We start from the raw sequence: 17563 nt of genomic DNA, 5'->3' as shown, positions 1-17563 counted from the left end.
TTTCGGGCCGCGGGGCCCGATCCGGGCGAAGAACTTGTTGTGGCGCGAGTTTCTCTGGTTGGGGCCCCGGACGAAGCATGCGCCGAGCCCCTTCACCAACCCCACGCTCGTCCACGAACCTGCGGAAGTGACACCACCGCCCCGTCCGCACCCCGAGCCAGCCGAATCGGATTCATTGGCGACGCCCGTGCCACTTGTGCAGGTTCGGACGATGCCCGCCCCACCCCCACCGTCACTGCAGCGGCACGTACATCAGCCGGTCGTCCCCGTCACGCGGGTTGGCCCGGCCGTCGGTGTTGCTGGTGCCGAACACGATGCCTTCGCGGTGCGCGATCACCGCCCGGATCCGACCGAACTCATCGGCCCAGTGCGCCTGCGGCGCCGTGACCGACTCTCCCCCGGCCTGCACCGGCACCTGGAACACGCACCTGCCCTGCAGCGCCCCCACCCACAGCTGCCCATGGGCCCAGGCCAGCGCCGAGGGCGAACTCGAGGCCGTCGGCTCCCAGGTGGTCTTCGGCGCCAGGTAGGGCGCACGCTGGCCGTCATTGCCCTCGACCTCGGGCCAGCCGTAGTTGCCGCCGCGCACGATCAGGTTCACCTCGTCGGCCGACTTGTCGCCGAACTCGCACGACCACAGCCGGCCGTCGGGCGCAAACGTGAGGCCCTGCACGTTGCGGTGGCCGAGGCTCCACACCGGGTTGCCGAACGGGTTGTCGGACGGCACGGAGCCGTCGACCGCAATGCGGAGCACCTTGCCAGCCAGCGAATTGCGGTCCTGGGCGCGCTGCCGGTCGGCCGCATCGCCCGTCGCGATGTACAGGTGCCCGTCAGGTCCCAGCGCCAGCTGGCCGCCGTTGTGGTTGCCCGCCGCGGGAATGCCGTCGAGCAGCACCCGCGGGTTGCTGATCGCACCCGTCGTCGCAGCCAGGTCATAGCGCACCACCCGGTTGTCGCTGGCACCGGTCAGGTAGACGAACAGCGCCTTCTGGTCAGCGCTCACCTCAATGCCGAGCAACCCGCCCTCACCGCGGGGCCTCGCATCGGCGACATCACCCACCTGCGTGGCGCGTCCACCCTGCACGAGCTTGATGGCGCCGGTGTCGCGTTCGCTGACGAGCAGGCGGTCGTCGTCCAGCGCACGCAGCCCCCAGGGCGTCGTCAGCCCCGTGACCAATGCGCTGGGGCTGCCGATCTTCAGTGGCCCCGTGGACGGCGCCGCGCTCGAACTGGTCGGGGCTGAGGTCGGGACTGACGACGGGGCAGCTGACGAGGCTGGGGACGGGGCTGACGAAGCAGGTGGTTCCGGCAAGGTGGTCACGGTGCTGGCGCCGACGCTGCCCCCGTCAGAGGTACAGGCGGCGAGTCCCACCACAGCCGGCAGCGCTGACAGGCTGATCAGAACGTTTCGACGAGTAGTCATCACGAGCTCCTCTCGGTGTCACCAACCTATGTGCTGCACCCAAGCCCCCACCACGATCTGCCGCCCACGCCGGGGTCAGCGGCTCAGAGCACGGCCCCCGGACGATAGGCCGCAGCATCCGGGTGCACCTCGACCAGCCCCCGGATGCGTCCGGCAAGGTTGGCGACCTGGCTGGCCGCGGCACCGGACAGTTCCAGCGGCTCGCTGACCAGCGCGTCCAGTTCGTCGCGGGACAGCCCCAGCCGTGAGTCGGCAGCCAGCCGGTCGAACAGGTCGTTGGTGCGGGCACCGGTCTCGCGCATGTCCAGCGCGACGGCGACGGCGTGTTCCTTGATCACCTCGTGGGCGACCTCGCGTCCCACACCCTTGCGCACGGCTGCCATGAGCACCTTCGTGGTGGTCAGGAACGGCAGGTAGCGGGCCAGTTCGGCCTCGATGACGGCCGGGAACGCGCCGAAATCGGTGAGCACCGTGAGGAAGGTCTCGAACAGTCCGTCCAGGGCGAAGAACGCATCGGGCAGTGCCACCCGGCGGACGACCGAGCACGACACGTCGCCCTCGTTCCACTGGTCACCGGCCAATTCACCCACCATCGACACGTAGCCGCGCACGATCACCGACAGTCCGTTGACGCGCTCACACGAGCGGGTGTTCATCTTGTGCGGCATCGCCGACGAGCCCACCTGGCCGGGCTTGAAGCCCTCAGTGACCAACTCATGGCCGGCCATCAGCCGGATCGAGGTCGCGACGTTCGACGGGGCCGCTGCCACCTGGGCGAGCGCTGTGACCACGTCGTAATCGAGTGAGCGCGGGTAGACCTGGCCTGTCGAGGTGAACACATGGTTGAAACCCAGATGGGTGGCGATGCGCTGCTCGAGCACGGCGAGCTTCTGCTCGTCACCGCCGAGCAGGTCGAGCATGTCCTGGCTGGTGCCGACCGGGCCCTTGATGCCACGTGCCGGGTAGCGGTTGATCAGCTCGTCCACGCGCTGGTGGGCGATCAGTAGTTCATCGGTCGCAGTGGCGAAACGCTTGCCGAGCGTGGTGATCTGCGCGGCGACGTTGTGCGATCGTCCGGCAATGGGCTGGTCTGCGTACCGCACGGCCAGGTCTGCCAGCATCGACAGCGCGGCGACGATGCGGTCGCGCACCAGCTTCAGCGAGTTGAGCACCTGCAGCTGTTCGACGTTCTCGGTCAGGTCGCGACTGGTCATGCCCTTGTGCACGTGCTCGTGGCCGGCCAGGGCATTGAACTCCTCAATGCGGGCCTTGACGTCGTGTCGGGTGACGCGCTCGCGGGCGTTGATCGAGTCCAGGTCGACCCTGTCGATCACGGCGCGGTAGTCGGCCAGCACCGCATCGGGGTCGTCGCCGCCGAAGTCGACGCCCAGGTCGCGCTGGGCCTCGATGACCGCCAACCACAGCCGCCGCTCGGCGATGATCTTGTTCTCGGGGCTCCAGACCTCGCGCATCGCGGGCGAGGCATAGCGGTTGGCAAGGACGTTGGGCACGCTCATCGGCTGGCCTCCTGGCTGTCGGCCGACTCGATCTGGGCGATCGCGGCCTGTTCGGCAATGTCGTAGCGGTGGAATCCGCTCGGGAAGTCGATCTTGACGAGGTGCTCATAGGCCGCACCCCGGGCGCTGCGCAAGTCGGCACCGCGGCCCACGACCGCGAGCACGCGGCCTCCGTTGGCGACGAGCTGGTCACCCTGCAGTGCGGTGCCGGCCTGGATGGTCCAGGCGTCCTCGGCATCGGCGGGCAGCGTGATGGCTCCGCCCTTCTCGGGTTCGCCGGGGTAGCCGTCGGCGGCATAGACCACGGTGACCGCGCAGCCGTCGTGCCACTCGATGGGGCCGAAGTCGGCGAGCGTACCGGTGGCTGCGGCGTACAGCAGCTGGCCCATCGGTGAGGCGACCAGGCCCATCAGCGCCTGGGTCTCGGGGTCGCCGAAGCGGGTGTTGAACTCGATGACCCGGACGCCCTTGCTGGTGAGGGCCAGGCCGCAATAGAGCAGACCGGCACCGAAGGGGGTGCCGCGGCGGTTCATCTCGGCGAGCGTGGGCAGCGCCACCTGGTCGAGCACCTGCTGGCCAAGGTCAGCGGGCGCCCAGGGCAGCGGTGAATAGGCACCCATGCCGCCGGTGTTCGGGCCCTCGTCGTCGTCGCCGACGCGCTTGAAGTCCTGGGCCGGCTGCATGGCCAGGGCGGTCGTGCCGTCGGTGATGACGAACAGGCTGACCTCGGGCCCGTCCAGGAATTCCTCGATGACCACCGTGCCGCACGCGTCGGCGTGGGCCTGGGCCTCTTCGATGTCATCGGTGACGACGACACCCTTGCCGGCCGCCAGCCCGTCATCCTTGACGACGTGCGGCGGGCCGAACTCTGCCAGGGCTGCGGCAGCCTCGTCCGGGGTGGTGCAGTAGCGGCTGCGCGCGGTGGGCACGTTGGCGGCGGCCATCACCTGCTTGGCGAAGTGCTTCGACCCCTCGAGCTGTGCAGCCTCGGCGCCCGGCCCGAAACAGGCGATGCCGGCCGCACGCACGGCATCGGCAACGCCCGCGACCAACGGCGCCTCGGGGCCGATGACGACCAGGTTCACGCCCAGTTCGGTGGCGAGCCGGGTGACATCAGCCGGGTCGGTCGCCGTGACGGCGTGGTTGGTGGCGACCTTCGCAGTGCCGGGGTTGCCGGGAGCGACATGCACCGCTTCAACGGCGGAATCGGCGGCGATGGCACGGGCGAGGGCATGCTCGCGTCCGCCATTGCCGATGACGAGGACGCGCAGGGCCTGGGGCTGGGGGTCGGTCACGGGCAGAACTCTAGTCGCCGGGCGCCGACTGTGCGTCAGGGTGCTCAGGGGCGGCCCCCTGAGCGACTCCCCTCAGTCGTCCGTCGGCTTCCTACGTCCCACCGTGAAGTACGCCACCGGCCCGATCGTGTTCACGAACGACCCGAGCACCCATGCCCACTTCGGGCCTTTGACCTGGTCCGCCGGGCGCTTGGCCAGGTCGACCCACATGCACACCTTGGCGGCGAACTCCACCGCCGCGGCGACGCCCAACAGCTTCTTGCTGGTGGGGCTGAGCTGCTTCTTCGAGGTTGACTTCGTTGTCATGCCTCCAGCGTACGCCGGCTGCCTCGCAGCCTGATCAGCAGGTCGGCCACCATGAAACCGAGGTCCCAGACCGTCTTGCCGATCACGATGCCCCACACGATGCCGGGCACCTGCCCAGCCTCGAACTGCCGCAGGAACGTCAGGATCACCAGCAGGTGCAACCCCAGCACCCGCGGTATCGGCGGCGCGGCCAGGTAGAGCGCGTTCGTCACGGCACGCCGCCCGCCCTGGGCGAACCAGAACACCACCAGCGCCACCACGTACCCGGCGACCAGCAGCACCAGGTTGAGGGCCCAGCTCGCGGGTGAGCCGTCCACCCCCACGATGGCCGCGAACACGATCGCCAGGATCGTGCCGACCAGGGTGAAGATGCCCGCGATCATGCCGAACACGAACGCGTACAGCTCCGAGCCGGTCACCCACGCTGCGGGGTGTTCGCTGAACAATGCCATCGGCTCGCGCCCGTGATAGGTCAGCAGCCTGACCACGGCCACCACGATGATCAGCACGTTCTCGAGGGCATAGAACAACACCAGGTCGCTCACGCCCCATGAGCCGTACAGCAGCGTCAGCACCGGCCCGGCGTTGACCACCACCATCACCAGCAGGCTGAGCGTCCAGCCGAGACCCAGCGGCAGCCGCCCGGCGATCCGGGCCAGCGCCTGCAGGCCCAGGTACCTGCCGAGCGTCAGCAGCATCAGCTGAGCAGGTCGTTGATCACAATCGTCTGGTCGCGGCCCGGCCCGACGCCGATGCCCGAGATGCGGCAACCCACGCGCTGCTCCAGGAACGCGACGTACTTCTTGCAGTTCTCGGGCAGTTCATCGAACGTGCGGGCTGCCGAAATGTCCTCGTCCCAGCCGTCGACGTACTCATAGATCGGCTTGGCATGGTGCAGTTCCGACTGCGTCATCGGCATCGTGTCGTGCCGCACGCCGTTGACGTCGTAGGCCACGCAGACCGGGATCTTCTTCCATCCCGACAGGATGTCGAGCTTGGTGAGGAACACATCGGTGAATGCGTTGACCATCACCGCGTGCTCGACGACCACCGCGTCGAACCAGCCGCACCGGCGCTTGCGACCGGTGGTGGCGCCGTACTCGTGACCCTTTTCGCGCAGCGCCTCGCCGTCCTCGTCGAACAACTCGGTCGGGAACGGGCCCTCACCCACACGAGTCGTGTAGGCCTTCGCGATGCCGACGACGCGGTCGATGCGGGTCGGGCCCACACCGGTGCCGGTGCAGGCGCCCGCCGCGCCGGGGTTCGACGAGGTGACATAGGGGTAGGTGCCGTGGTCGACGTCGAGGTGACTGGCCTGCGCACCTTCGAACAGGACGACCTTGCCCTCGTCGAGCGCGGCATTGAGCAGGCGTGCCGAGTCGACGACATGCGGGCGCAACGACTCGGCATGGCTCAGCAGCAGCTCGGTGATCTGGATCGGGTCGATCTCGCGGCGGTTGTACAGCTTGACCAGCACCTGGTTCTTGAAGTCGAGGTTGGCCTCGACCTTCTGGCGCAGGATCGACTCGTCGAACAGGTCCTGCACGCGGATGCCGACACGGTTGACCTTGTCGGCATAGGCCGGGCCGACACCGCGACCGGTCGTGCCGATCTTGCGCTTGCCCAGGAAGCGTTCGGTGACCTTGTCGAGGGTCGTGTGGAAGGGCGTGATGATGTGCGCGTTGGCCGAGACCAGGGGGTGCGGCACCGTGACGCCGCGTTCAGCGAGCGCGTTGAGCTCCTGCCGGAAGACGTCGAGGTCGATGACCACACCGTTGCCGAGCACCGTGGTGGTGCCGGGGTTCAGGATGCCCGAGGGCAGCAGGTGCAGGATGAACGTGTCACCGCCCACCTTGATCGTGTGCCCGGCGTTGTTGCCGCCCGAATAGCGCACGCAGTAGTCAACCCGGTCGCCCAGGTTGTCAGTCGCCTTGCCCTTGCCCTCGTCGCCCCACTGGGCGCCGACAACGACGATTCCTGGCATGAGCCCGTCCTTCCGCTTGGTGAAGTGCCGCTTCACTCTAGTTGCGGACGACGCACTGCGCCTGCAGCGGTCGAGGGCTGGGCGCGGATCGTTATCGCGCCGTCACCCGACAAGCGCCGTCACCCGACAAGCGCCGTCACCCGACAAACGCCGTCACCCGACGAGCCCGTCACTCGCCGTCGGCGTGCTCGCGGCGCAGGTCGTCCTGGCTGAGCTCCTGGTAGGCCTCTTCAGAGGAGTCACGCAGGAACTGGGCACAGCGGTCTGCCTCGTCCACGTCGCCGATGCGTTCAGAGGCGAGGGTCAGCGCCCACAGGCAGCGCAGGAAGCCCTGGTTCGGCTCGTGGTCCCACGGGATCGGCCCGGAACCCTTCCAGCCGGCGCGCCGCAGGGCGTCCAGACCACGGTGGTAGCCGGTGCGGGCATAGGCATAGGCGGCGATGTCGGCGGCCTCGGTGCCCGTCATCAGCGACCCCTCGGCCAGGATGGCCCAGCACAGCGACGACGCGGGGTACTCGCGCACGACGGCATAGAAGTCGGCGCGACCGCGCTCGATGAGCGCGTCGACCGCAGGGTCGTCGGGCAGGCGGGTGGGGATGCCTGCTGACGCCATCAGGTTCGGGTGGGTTTCAGGACCGGCCATGGTCACACACTAGCGACAACCGCAGCTGACAATGCATTCCGCCTTCGGGTGGCGCCCGGGGCGCAGCGCTCAGGGTTGCAGCGCGAGGGTCGAGGTCTTGAGGATCCCGGCGCTCACCAGCGACCGTTCAAGGATCGGTGTCAGCGACTGCACGTAGGTGTTCGACAGGTGGCTGGTCTGTCGGTAGACGAAGACGTTGCCGACCACGACGGAGCAGTTCGCGCCCATGGGCGGGCAGATCCAGTCGTTCAGGTTGAGCCAGGCGGCGTTGGTGAGCCGGTCATGCACCTCGGCCAGCTGGGGTGTGCCCGACCCGTTGTTGCGCTCGAAGTTGCAGTCGGTGACCTGGGCGGCCTTCTCTGCGCACAGGTAGACCGAGGATTCGTTGGGCGGCGCGGGCGTGTCGGCGATGATGACGACCTTCGACCCGCGCGACTGCAGCTGGGCGAGGTAGTCGGCCATGCCCGAAGCCGAGTTCGGCTCGAACATCAGTGAACTGGTGATCACCAGGTCTGGCGGCACCGCCAGCAGCGTGTCGATCAGCGAGGCGTTGTAGCGGTTGCACTGGTGGTACTGGTCGCGTGAGGTGAACGCGCAGCCCGACTTGGACAGGTTCTGCACCCGCCAGCCCTGCCGCTTGCCGATGACATCGAAGGCGGGCTGCCACTGGTCGATCTTGGAGTCGCCGACCAGCGCCACCCGCACCGGCCCGGCCGGGTTGCCAGAGATGCACTCGTCGGGTCCCACGACTTCTTCCTGGGCCCGGGCGCGCTGGCAGCCGTTCGCGTAGCCGGGGGGCAGGTCCTGGTCGGCGACCGCTGGCGAGGGGGTGATGGGCTTGGTGGGCGTGAGCGCGGTGGCGATGTCGGGGCGCAGTTTCGGCATGCCCAGGTCCGAGGCCTCGGCCACCAGGCTCAGCGCGCCGAGGTAGTCACCCTTCACCGGGCCGACGGTGGGACGTGGCGGGGCGGTCGACGCCGTCCCCGACGGGGTGGTCTGTGGCGATATGGACGCCGTGGGCACCACCACGGCCGTCCCCTGGAACTGCGGCGCGCGGCCCCACATCGCCGCACCGATCAGGCCGGGCACGAGCATGGCGATCGCGGCATTGCGGAATGCGAGGCGGCCCCGCCACCACTTCAGCTCGCCGAAGCGGATCGGCGCCTCGAGCACCTGCCCCGACAGCCACGCGAGCGCCACCGAGGCGAGCGCCACACCCAGCTTGTGTTCCCAGGTCAGGTCAACCATGTCCGGCCCGACCCACAACTGGCGGGCGAACACCAGCAGCGGCCAGTGCCACAGATAGATGGCATACGACAACCGGCCGACCAACCGCATCGGTGCGGTGCCGAGCAGCCGGGCGAGCTGGTGGTCGCCGTCAGCAACACCCGAGGCGATCACCAGGCCGGTGCCGGCCACCGGCAGCAGCGCGGCCCACCCGGGCCAGCCCATCGCGGGGTCAACGAGGAACGCGGCCGAGAGCACCATCAGCACGCCCGCCGTGGCGAGGCGCAGGTTGATCTTCTTGCCCCGGGGGGTCTGGGCACGGGTGCGCAGCCACGGCACCGCGAGCGCGAGCAGACCACCGACGCCGATCTGCCAGAACCGTGTGGTCGAGACGAAGTACGCCTCGGCCGGGTGGGTGGTGGTGTAGGTGAGGGACCAGTAGAACGACCCGGCCACCACGGTGACCAGGGCCGCCGCCAGCAACGGCACCACCTTCGTGCGGAACAGCCTGGCGAGGCCCAGGCAGGCGATCACCAGGAGCGGCCAGACCAGGTAGAACTGTTCTTCGACGGCGAGCGACCAGTAGTGCTGCACCGGGCTGGGCAGCGCGTCCTCGGCCAGGTAGTCGACTGACCGCAGCGCCAGCGCCCAGTTGATGACATAGAACGCCGAGGCGAGCAGGTCTGTGCCCAGGTTGCGCCACTGGGACGAAGGCATGATCGCCCAGCCCGCGATGGCGGTGAACAGCAACACCAGGGTGGCGGCCGGCACCAGCCGTCTGATGCGGTTGGCATAGAAGCCGAGCAGGTTCAGGCGACCGGTCCTGCGCACCTCACCGACCAGCTGCTGGGTGATGAGGAACCCGGAGATCACGAAGAACACGTCGACGCCGCTGAAGCCGCCCCGCACCCCGGGCACGCCCAGGTGGTAGAGCAGCACCCAGATCACAGCGATGGCGCGCAGGCCCTCGATGTCGCCGCGCAGCCGGGAGTACTTGGGGGCCGGACCCAGCGCCCGCTTGAGCCGGGTGAACCAGGGGTCGGCTGCCTCGATGCCGCGGCGGTGGCTCGCCGATTCGAGGCTCGCCGGGCTGGGCCCGGGCGCGGTGGTGCGCATGGCAGCACGATGGCGCGCGAGCTGCGCGGGTGGCGGCGGGGGTACCGGCGACTCGGTGACCGGCACCCACACCCGCACGGGCGTTTCGGGTGATGCGGGTTCGGGCTCCGGATCGGGTTCTGGTTCTGGTTCTGGTTCTGGTTCTGGTTCTGGTTCTGGTTCTGGGGCAGGTTCCGGTTCTGGGGCAGGTTCCGGTTCTGGGGCAGGAACCGGTTCGGGCTCCGGTTCGGGCTCCGGGTCAGGCCCCGGGTCAACCGCGACCGGCACCCGCGGCTTCAGGGCCCATGCCCACACCGGCTCGGCTTCGGGTTCAGGTTCAGGTTCGGGATCAATGACCTCCGGGAACACCAGGGCCCGGCGCACCTCGGTCGGCTCGTCATCCTCGAGCACGATGCCCCGCCGCGAACGCCGTGGCACGTCGCCGGCCACGAGGTCGGCTGCGCTGTCCTCGGGCGCAGCATCCTCGGGCTCGTCGTCCTCGGGCTCGTCGTCCTCCGGTTCGTCGTCCTCCGGTTCGTCGTCCTCCGGTTCGTCGTCCTCGGGTTCGTCGTCCTCGGCCATGAACCTCGTGGCCGCCGCCCACCACCCCCGCCGAGGGCTGTCACCAGCCGCGGGCGCGTCAGCGGCGTCCTCGATGGGCCCGGCAGCAAACCTGGCCAGACCGCGTCGGGGTACGTCGTCGTCAGCGACCTCGTCGTCCGGTGCCGCGTGCCCCTCGGACGCGGCCTCGGTCGATGCCACGACACTCGTGAGCAGGGCGCGCATGGCCCCCATTCCGCGACGGGGGCCGGCAGGGCGTGCGGCGACCTGGTCGGCCGACAAATCGGCCCGTGACAAGGTGCCGCGCCTGGCCAACCGCTCGGTCTGCTGTGCTGCCGAGTCCTCGTCCGAGGTGTCGTCGAACCACCCATGGCGAGGTGGGGTCGGCGACATGGATCTCGGCACCCTTTCAGCGATGTCAGGAGGTATTCAGCAGAAGTTCAGCAAGGCTGCACTGGAGTCTAACAAGACCGGGCAGGCGCGAGAACCGTGGTTGGGAGCACAGGTGCACACAGCGTAGACTCACGCCGTCCTTTGACTGAACCCGGGCTCGTGCTAGGCCAGCCCTCCTGCGAAAGCCGAGCTGATGCCCTCACGCCAAGATCTGCGCAACGTCGCCATCGTCGCCCACGTCGACCACGGAAAGACCACCATGGTCGATGCCATGCTGTGGCAGTCGGGAGCCTTCCGTGAAGGCTCCGATGTCAACAACCGGGTGATGGACTCGATGGACCTGGAGCGCGAGAAGGGCATCACCATCCTGGCCAAGAACACGGCCGTCAGGCACGTGATCAACGGCCAGGACGTCACCATCAACATCATCGACACCCCCGGCCACGCCGACTTCGGCGGCGAGGTCGAGCGCGGCCTCGAAATGGTCGACGGCGTCGTGCTGCTGGTGGACGCCTCTGAGGGCCCGCTGCCCCAGACCCGCTTCGTGCTGCGCAAGGCGCTGGCCAAGCAGATGCCGATCATCGTGGTGGTCAACAAGGTCGACCGTCCCGATGCCCGCATCACCGAGGTCATCAACGAGACCTACGAGCTGTTCATGGACCTTGTCGATGACGACAACGCCCAGGCGCTCGACTTCCCGGTCGTGTTCGCCTCGGCGAAGGCCGGGCGGGCCTCGCTGAACCAGCCCGAGAACGGCGCCATGCCCGACTCGCCCAACCTCGAGCCGCTGTTCGAGACGATCATGTCCGCGATCCCGGCCCCCACCTATACCGAGGGTGCGCCGCTGCAGGCACATGTGACCAACCTTGACTCGTCCCCGTACCTGGGGCGCATTGCCCTGTGCCGGGTGATCGAGGGTGAACTGGTGCGCGGCCAGCAAGTGGCGTGGTGCAAGGCCGACGGCACCGTGACGAACGTCAAGTTGTCCGAGCTGATGATGACCGAGGCCCTGGAACGCAAGCCCGCCGAGAAGGCCGGGCCCGGCGACATCGTCGCGATCGCGGGCATCGCCGACATCACCATCGGCGAGACGCTGTGCGACCCCGAGAACCCCAACCCGCTGCCGCTGATCGACGTCGACGAGCCCTCGATGTCGATGACCATCGGCATCAACACCTCGCCGCTGGCCGGCAAGTCGGGCAAGAACCTGACCGCGCGGCTGGTGAAGAACCGTCTTGACCAGGAACTGATCGGCAACGTGTCGATCCGGGTCAACCCGACCGAGCGCCCCGACACCTGGGAGGTGCAGGGCCGCGGCGAGCTGCAGCTGGCCGTGCTCGTCGAGATGATGCGCCGCGAGTCGTTCGAGCTGACCGTGGGCAAGCCCCAGGTCGTCACCCGCATGATCGACGGCAAGCTGCACGAGCCGTTCGAGCGGCTGACCGTCGACGTGCCCGAGGACTACCTGGGTGTGGTGACCCAGCTGATGGGTCTGCGCCGCGGCCGCATGGAACAGATGGTCAACCACGGCACCGGCTGGGTGCGGCTCGAATATGTCGTGCCTGCCCGCGGCCTCATCGGCTTCCGCACGGAGTTCCTGACCGAAACCCGCGGCACCGGCATGATGCACCACGTCTTCGACAGCTACGAACCGTGGGTGGGCGAGATCCGCACCCGTCCGACGGGTTCGCTGGTCGCCGACCGGACGGGGGCGGTGACGGCCTATGCGCTGTTCAACCTGCAGGAGCGTGGCACGCTGTTCGTCTCGCCCGGCGCCGAGGTCTATGAGGGCATGGTCGTGGGCGAGAACGCCCGCGCCGACGACATGGACGTGAACCCCACCAAAGAGAAGAAGCTCACCAACGTGCGCTCGTCGACGGGTGAAGAGCTGGAGCGGCTCATCCCGCCGCGGCTGCTCAACATGGAACAGGCACTGGAGTTCTGCGCCGGTGACGAGTGCCTCGAGGTGACCCCGACCGATGTGCGCATCCGCAAGCTGGCGCTCACAGCCAATGAGCGGGCCAAGCTGCGCAACAAGGCCAAGCAGGGCTGACCTGGCGCTTTCTTGAAGTTCGTCGGAATTTTCCCGGGACGGACGCAACCTGGCTGGGCACTGACACGTATCTGGGTGAGGATGGCAGTAGTCCTCACCAGTGGGCTCGATGACGAAGGATCATGACATGAACAAGCGAATCGTCCGCGTGTTGACTGCTGCGACGGCAGCCCTGGCGATGTCGCTGGGGTCGCTGTTCATCGTCACCGATGCCCAGGCCGAGGTGACCGCGCCTGCAGAGGTGACGGTGTACGCCAAGCCCGGCGACACCGGCACCAAGGTGCAAGAGGTGCAGGCGATGCTGTTCCGCATCGGCCTGCTGCGCCTCAACGAGCGCACCGGCACCTACGACGCGGCGACGACCAACGCAGTCAAGAGCTTCCAGTCGCAGAAGAAGTTCACCGTGACCGGCGTCACCGACTCGACGACATACGAGTACCTGGTGGCGGCCTACCGCGCCACCTCGACGCCCGACCTGCAGAAGAAGACGGTCGTCCGCAAGGTCGCCGCCCCCCTGCCGAAGCCGACCCCGCCTGCAGTTGCCGATGTGGTGAAGTACCAGCTGGATTCGCGCTGTGACGACGAGGCCAAGGTGATCTGCGCCGACCAGTCGCGCCGCAAGGTCTGGTACCTCGAGAACGGCAAGGTCGTCAAGGAGTTCGACGCCCGCTACGGCGCCGCCAGCACCCCCACCCGCAACGGCGCCTGGCGCATCTTCCGCAAGGTCAAGGACGAGTGGAGCTACCTGTACCACGTGCCGATGCCCTATTCGATGTACTTCTCGGGCGGCGAGGCCTTCCACTACTCGGCTGACTTCGCCCAGATCGGCTGGGACAACAGCCGCGGTGGCAGCCACGGGTGTGTGAACATCCGCGACTACGCCGGCATCGCCTGGATGTTCAACCGGGTGCCGATCGGGACGCTGACGATCGTGACGGCCTGAGGTTTCGCCGCCCCGGGTGGCGGTTTGCCCCTGAACGCAACAGTTGCCCTGGTGCTGGCACTAGGGCAACTGTTGCGTTCAGGGGCAATTCTTGGGGGGTGATGGACGGGGGTTATCCACAGGCGGCTGGTGGCCTCGGCCAGTCGCGCCCATGAAGCGCTTGACTGGGGCCATGGACGACCTGATTCCCACAGCGCAGCTCAAACTCCGGGGCCTGGGGTCACGCGAGATCGCCGAGCGCATCGCCAGCGGTGACCTGACCAGGGTCATGCGGGGCCAGTATGTGCAGACGCCCCTCGATGCCCGGGCCCTGCACCTGCAGCGCGCACGCTCATGCGCCGGTCAGGTGCTCGCACTCGAAACCGCGGCGATGGTGCACGGCCTGCCCATCACCCGTCTGCCTGAACTCGTCCAGGTCGTCCAGCAGGGTGCTGGACGATCACGCACCCGCACCATCAAGAGGGTGCTGAGCGCTCCCCTGCCCGCGCAGCACGTCACCGAGGTGGACGGGCTGCTGCTCACGACACTGCCTCGTACAGTCGTCGACCTCGCCCGGGTGCGGGGGCTCGAGCCGGGCATGATCGCATGGGAGGCGGCCCGGTGGCGGGCCCGCGTCGCCGAGGCGCTGACCGCCTTCGACGCCGAGGCGGCCGACGTCATCGAGGCGCTGAGGGGCCGCAAGGGGCTTCGTCATGCCCAGGTGGCACTGGTGCGTGCGTCAGCAATGTCACAGAGCCCCATGGAGACACGCAGCCTGATGCGCATGCGGACCCTCGGCATCCCGGAGCCAGTGCAGCAGTACGAGGTGCTTGATCCGGGCGGCACCAGCCTCGGCTTCACCGACTTCGCCTGGCCCGACCTCGGGGTGCTCGGCGAGTACGACGGCCAGGACAAGTACGACCTGCTCGCTCGTCCCGGTGAGACACCGGCGGCGGTGATGCGGCGCGAGAAGCGCCGTCAGGAACGCATGGAGTCACTCGGCTGGGTTTTTGCCAGATGGGGCAAGGAAGAGGTGGGCCGACCACCAGCCCTGCGTGAACGTATTGACCGCGCGTTCGCCATCGCTGCCCGGCGAAGCGGGCCCGCCATGTATGTGGGCGGGCGGTGAGCACTCGTCCGGCGAGGTTTGCCCCTGAACGCAACAGTTGCCCTGGTGCCAGCACTAGGGCAACTGTTGCGTTCAGGGGCAATCAGCAGGGGGGTGCCGTTCACAGCCCAGCCAGCGCCCCCAGCGCTACTCTGACCTCGCCCACCGGACGCCCGTGGCCCAGCACTGGCCTGGTCAGCAGCGGCGACAGGGCGGCCGGTTCAGCCACGAGCCGGGCCAGCACCGCCGCCGTCAGCGGCAGCACCGCCCGCGCGTTGCCGTCGTCCACCTTCACCACCACACCGCGGCCATCAGGCAGGCCCACGGCCATGCACCCCTCGGCGCCGCCCTTGCACACCACCCCCGGCACCGCCCGGTGCAGCGCGAGGTCGTCGCGGCCATCACCAGAGGCATACTCCGGGAACTCGCGGTAGGCATCGGCCACCAGCTTCGCCGGGCCGACACCCGCCCCCGCAATGCGTCCGAATGCCCTTGCCAGCCCGGTCATCGACGTGGCGAACAGCGGCGCCCCACAGCCGTCGGTGGTGGCAGGCGAGTGACCGCCGCACCACTCGTCCACGGTCGCGGCGACCGCCTGCTGCAGCGGGTGGGCGGGGTCGAGGTAACTGCCCACATCCCAGCCGGCGCGCACACAGGTGCGCAGCATCGCGGCATGTTTGCCCGAACAGTTCTGGGTCAGGGACGACGCATCGCGCCCGGCGCGCAACCAGACCACCCGGGCGGCCTCGTCCAGCGGCAGGTCGGGCGTGTTCTGCAGCGCCTCGGCCCCCAGTCCGGCGCCCGCGAGCAGCTCGCGCACCCCGGTCAGGTGGTAGTCCTGCCCCGAGTGCGATGCCGCCGCCAGGGCCAGCAGCCGTCCTTCGACGTCGAGACCGGACGACAGCATCGCCACCGCCTGCACCGGCTTCAGCGACGAGCGGGCATACATCGGCGAGGCGACATCGCCCAGTGAGAACTGCACCTGGCCGTCGGCGCCGGTGACCACCACCCGCGCCCGATGGATGCATTCGACCAGGTCGCCGCGCACCACCTCGACGAGCACGGGTGAGTCGGGGGTCATGGCTGCAATCGACATGCCCCCGACCCTAGTGGCTGCACAAGCCGCGACCCAGTGGCCACCCTCCGGGGCCCACCCTCATCAGTGCCCTCGGTCGATCCATTCCTGCAGGTGGGGTGCCTCGGTGCCGATGGTGGTCTCGTCCCCGTGGCCGGTCAGCACGCGCGTCTCGGCCGGCAGCGTCAACAGCCTCTGGCTGATCGAGGCGATGATGGCGTCGAAGTCCGAGTACGAGCGCCCCGTGGCACCCGGACCGCCCTGGAACAGCGTGTCGCCCGAGAACAGCACGCCCAGGGCGGGTACGTGCAGCACGCATGAGCCCGGCGAATGCCCCGGGGTGTTGATCACCTCGACATCGACCCCGGCCACCGACAGCCCGGCACCCTCGACCAGCACGCCGGGGGCACGCCCCGGGTGGGTCTGGTCCCACAGCATCCGGTCGCCGGGGTGCAGCAGCACCGGCGCCGAGACCAGCTCGGCCAGGTCGAGAGCCGCCCCGATGTGGTCGTTGTGCCCGTGGGTGCAGACGATGGCGAGCACGGTGCGTGAGCCGACTGCCGCGGCGATGGCCCTGGCATCGTGGGCCGCATCGACGATGATCACCTCGCGGTCATCGCCCAGCAACCAGACGTTGTTGTCGACCTGCCACTCGCCGCCGTCGAGGGCGAAGATGCCCGAGGTGATGACGCGTTCGACCTGCGCGGTGCTCACAGTTCCACCACCGAACGCAGCACCCTGCCCTGCTTCATGCGCTCGAACGCGGCATTGACATCCTCGATGCCGATGCGTTCCGAGACGAACTTCTCGAGCGGCAGGCGTCCCTGCAGGTGCAGGTCGGTCAGCATCGGGAAGTCGCGCTCGGGCAGGCAGTCGCCGTACCAGCTCGACTTCACCGCGCCACCGTGGCTGAAGATGTCGAGCAGCGGCATCTCGAGGCGCATCTCAGGAGTCGGCACGCCCACCAGCACGACGCGACCGGCAAAGTCCCGAATGTAGAACGCCTGGTTGAACGTCACCGGCACACCGACCGCATCGATGGCGACGTCGACGCCGAAGCCGCCATTGATCTCGCGGACGGCCACCGCCAGCGGCAGGTCGTCCCCCGTGCGGCCGTCATCGACCAGCTTCGACGAGTTGATCACATGCGTCGCACCGAGTTCACGGGCCACCTCGAGCTTCTCGTCCGAGACATCGATGGCGATGATGCGCGTCGCACCGGCGAGCCGAGCCCCGGCGATCGCCGCGTCCCCGACACCGCCACAACCGATGACGGCCACCGACTCACCGCGCTTGACGGCACCCGTGTTCATGGCGGCCCCCAGTCCGGCCATCACGCCGCAGCCGAGCAGCCCGGCGACTGCCGGGTCGGCGGCGGGGTCGACCTTGGTGCACTGCAGTTCGTGGACGAGCGTGCGCTCGGCAAACGCACCGATGCCCAGCGCCGGCGCCAGGGGGGTGCCGTCGGCCAGCGTCATCGGCTTCGAGGCGTTGAAGGTCGAGAAGCAGTAGTGCGGTTCGCCGCGGCGACAGGCGCGGCACTGGCCACAGACGGCGCGCCAGTTCAGCACCACGAAGTCACCGGGCTGCACATGGGTGACCTGGTCGCCGACGGACTCGACGATGCCGGCGGCCTCGTGGCCCAACAGGAAGGGGTAGTCGTCGTTGATGCCGCCCTGCAGGTAGGCAAGGTCGGTATGGCAGACGCCGCAGGCCTGCACGGTGACGACGACGTCACGGGGGCCGGGGTCAGGGATGACGATGTCAACGAGTTCAGCGGGCTCGTCACGTGCGAACGAGACGACGCCCTTGACGGTGGTGGGCATGGGTCCTCCTGGTGCTTGGCTTGTGCCCCACCCTAGGGAAGGGGCTTGTGGGGCGGGGGCTCGTCCCACCGTCGGTGACCCCAGCAACGTGCATCGACCGCGCCGATTCAGCCCGTTTCAGCTGATTCTGGCGCG

Annotated in this window: 14 protein-coding genes; 3 read left to right on the top strand and 11 right to left on the bottom strand. The window is 68.6% G+C overall.

The window, feature by feature from the left end:
- Positions 1-232 precede the first annotated feature (232 nt).
- The 8 genes from ACQCX5_RS13975 to ACQCX5_RS13940 all read right to left on the bottom strand — a co-directional run bounded on the left by ACQCX5_RS13975 (position 233) and on the right by ACQCX5_RS13940 (position 10444).
- Positions 233-1423, bottom strand: coding sequence for a PQQ-dependent sugar dehydrogenase (locus ACQCX5_RS13975; RefSeq protein ID WP_434542648.1), 1191 nt, complete (start codon positions 1421-1423; stop codon positions 233-235).
- Between the two features lie 83 nt (positions 1424-1506).
- Positions 1507-2940: an adenylosuccinate lyase gene (gene purB / locus ACQCX5_RS13970; RefSeq protein ID WP_434542647.1), complete on the bottom strand. Its 1434-nt coding sequence runs from the start codon at positions 2938-2940 to the stop codon at positions 1507-1509.
- Positions 2937-4235 carry a phosphoribosylamine--glycine ligase gene (gene purD, locus ACQCX5_RS13965; RefSeq protein ID WP_434542646.1) on the bottom strand — a complete coding sequence of 433 codons (1299 nt, stop codon included), beginning with the start codon at positions 4233-4235 and terminating at the stop codon, positions 2937-2939. Before purD ends, purB begins: the two co-directional genes overlap by 4 nt.
- Before the next feature lie 72 nt (positions 4236-4307).
- Entirely contained in the window at positions 4308-4541 is a 234-nt protein-coding gene (locus ACQCX5_RS13960; protein WP_434542645.1) for a PLD nuclease N-terminal domain-containing protein, read from the bottom strand.
- Complete coding sequence (locus ACQCX5_RS13955; protein ID WP_434542644.1) at positions 4538-5239, bottom strand: DUF6498-containing protein; 702 nt, start codon at positions 5237-5239, stop codon at positions 4538-4540. The genes ACQCX5_RS13960 and ACQCX5_RS13955 overlap by 4 nt, the downstream gene beginning before the upstream one ends.
- Complete coding sequence (locus tag ACQCX5_RS13950) at positions 5239-6525, bottom strand: adenylosuccinate synthase (RefSeq protein WP_434542643.1); 1287 nt, start codon at positions 6523-6525, stop codon at positions 5239-5241. The genes ACQCX5_RS13955 and ACQCX5_RS13950 overlap by 1 nt, the downstream gene beginning before the upstream one ends.
- A 169-nt stretch (positions 6526-6694) precedes the next feature.
- The gene (locus ACQCX5_RS13945; protein ID WP_434542642.1) at positions 6695-7168 is read right to left on the bottom strand and encodes a DUF3151 domain-containing protein; all 474 of its coding nucleotides are present in this window, start codon (positions 7166-7168) and stop codon (positions 6695-6697) included.
- 69 nt (positions 7169-7237) lie between these two features.
- Positions 7238-10444 (bottom strand): acyltransferase family protein, encoded by a 3207-nt coding sequence (locus tag ACQCX5_RS13940; RefSeq protein ID WP_434542641.1) that lies wholly within the window; start codon positions 10442-10444, stop codon positions 7238-7240.
- 193 nt (positions 10445-10637) lie between these two features.
- Between ACQCX5_RS13940 and typA the strand changes: the two genes are divergently transcribed.
- From typA to ACQCX5_RS13925, 3 genes are all read left to right on the top strand, one after another.
- Positions 10638-12497: a translational GTPase TypA gene (gene typA / locus ACQCX5_RS13935; protein ID WP_434542640.1), complete on the top strand. Its 1860-nt coding sequence runs from the start codon at positions 10638-10640 to the stop codon at positions 12495-12497.
- Between the two features lie 127 nt (positions 12498-12624).
- On the top strand, positions 12625-13440 hold the full coding sequence (locus ACQCX5_RS13930) for a L,D-transpeptidase family protein (protein WP_434542639.1): 816 nt from the start codon (positions 12625-12627) through the stop codon (positions 13438-13440).
- Between the two features lie 172 nt (positions 13441-13612).
- Positions 13613-14548 (top strand): hypothetical protein, encoded by a 936-nt coding sequence (locus ACQCX5_RS13925; protein WP_434542638.1) that lies wholly within the window; start codon positions 13613-13615, stop codon positions 14546-14548.
- 100 nt (positions 14549-14648) lie between these two features.
- Here ACQCX5_RS13925 and ACQCX5_RS13920 read toward each other — a convergent pair whose 3' ends face one another.
- The 3 genes from ACQCX5_RS13920 to ACQCX5_RS13910 all read right to left on the bottom strand — a co-directional run bounded on the left by ACQCX5_RS13920 (position 14649) and on the right by ACQCX5_RS13910 (position 17428).
- Entirely contained in the window at positions 14649-15623 is a 975-nt protein-coding gene (locus ACQCX5_RS13920; protein ID WP_434542637.1) for an asparaginase, read from the bottom strand.
- 63 nt (positions 15624-15686) lie between these two features.
- Positions 15687-16316, bottom strand: coding sequence for an MBL fold metallo-hydrolase (locus ACQCX5_RS13915; protein WP_434542636.1), 630 nt, complete (start codon positions 16314-16316; stop codon positions 15687-15689).
- Positions 16313-17428 (bottom strand): S-(hydroxymethyl)mycothiol dehydrogenase, encoded by a 1116-nt coding sequence (locus tag ACQCX5_RS13910; protein ID WP_434542635.1) that lies wholly within the window; start codon positions 17426-17428, stop codon positions 16313-16315. Before ACQCX5_RS13910 ends, ACQCX5_RS13915 begins: the two co-directional genes overlap by 4 nt.
- Positions 17429-17563 lie beyond the last annotated feature (135 nt).

Source organism: Aestuariimicrobium sp. G57, assembly GCF_050110855.1.
Taxonomy (GTDB): Bacteria; Actinomycetota; Actinomycetes; order Propionibacteriales; family Propionibacteriaceae; genus Aestuariimicrobium.
This window is presented reverse-complemented; position numbering and strand designations above follow the sequence as displayed.

Excerpts from the sequence above, each read along its gene's own strand:
- ACQCX5_RS13975 (WP_434542648.1), bottom strand. The coding sequence starts at position 1,423 with ATGACTACTCGTCGAAACGTTCTGATCAGCCTGTCAGCGCTGCCGGCT.
- purB (WP_434542647.1), bottom strand. The coding sequence starts at position 2,940 with ATGAGCGTGCCCAACGTCCTTGCCAACCGCTATGCCTCGCCCGCGATG.
- ACQCX5_RS13960 (WP_434542645.1), bottom strand. The coding sequence starts at position 4,541 with ATGACAACGAAGTCAACCTCGAAGAAGCAGCTCAGCCCCACCAGCAAG.
- ACQCX5_RS13955 (WP_434542644.1), bottom strand. The coding sequence starts at position 5,239 with ATGCTGCTGACGCTCGGCAGGTACCTGGGCCTGCAGGCGCTGGCCCGG.
- ACQCX5_RS13950 (WP_434542643.1), bottom strand. The coding sequence starts at position 6,525 with ATGCCAGGAATCGTCGTTGTCGGCGCCCAGTGGGGCGACGAGGGCAAG.
- ACQCX5_RS13945 (WP_434542642.1), bottom strand. The coding sequence starts at position 7,168 with ATGGCCGGTCCTGAAACCCACCCGAACCTGATGGCGTCAGCAGGCATC.
- ACQCX5_RS13940 (WP_434542641.1), bottom strand. The coding sequence starts at position 10,444 with ATGTCGCCGACCCCACCTCGCCATGGGTGGTTCGACGACACCTCGGAC.
- typA (WP_434542640.1), top strand. The coding sequence starts at position 10,638 with ATGCCCTCACGCCAAGATCTGCGCAACGTCGCCATCGTCGCCCACGTC.
- ACQCX5_RS13930 (WP_434542639.1), top strand. The coding sequence starts at position 12,625 with ATGAACAAGCGAATCGTCCGCGTGTTGACTGCTGCGACGGCAGCCCTG.
- ACQCX5_RS13925 (WP_434542638.1), top strand. The coding sequence starts at position 13,613 with ATGGACGACCTGATTCCCACAGCGCAGCTCAAACTCCGGGGCCTGGGG.
- ACQCX5_RS13920 (WP_434542637.1), bottom strand. The coding sequence starts at position 15,623 with ATGTCGATTGCAGCCATGACCCCCGACTCACCCGTGCTCGTCGAGGTG.
- ACQCX5_RS13910 (WP_434542635.1), bottom strand. The coding sequence starts at position 17,428 with ATGCCCACCACCGTCAAGGGCGTCGTCTCGTTCGCACGTGACGAGCCC.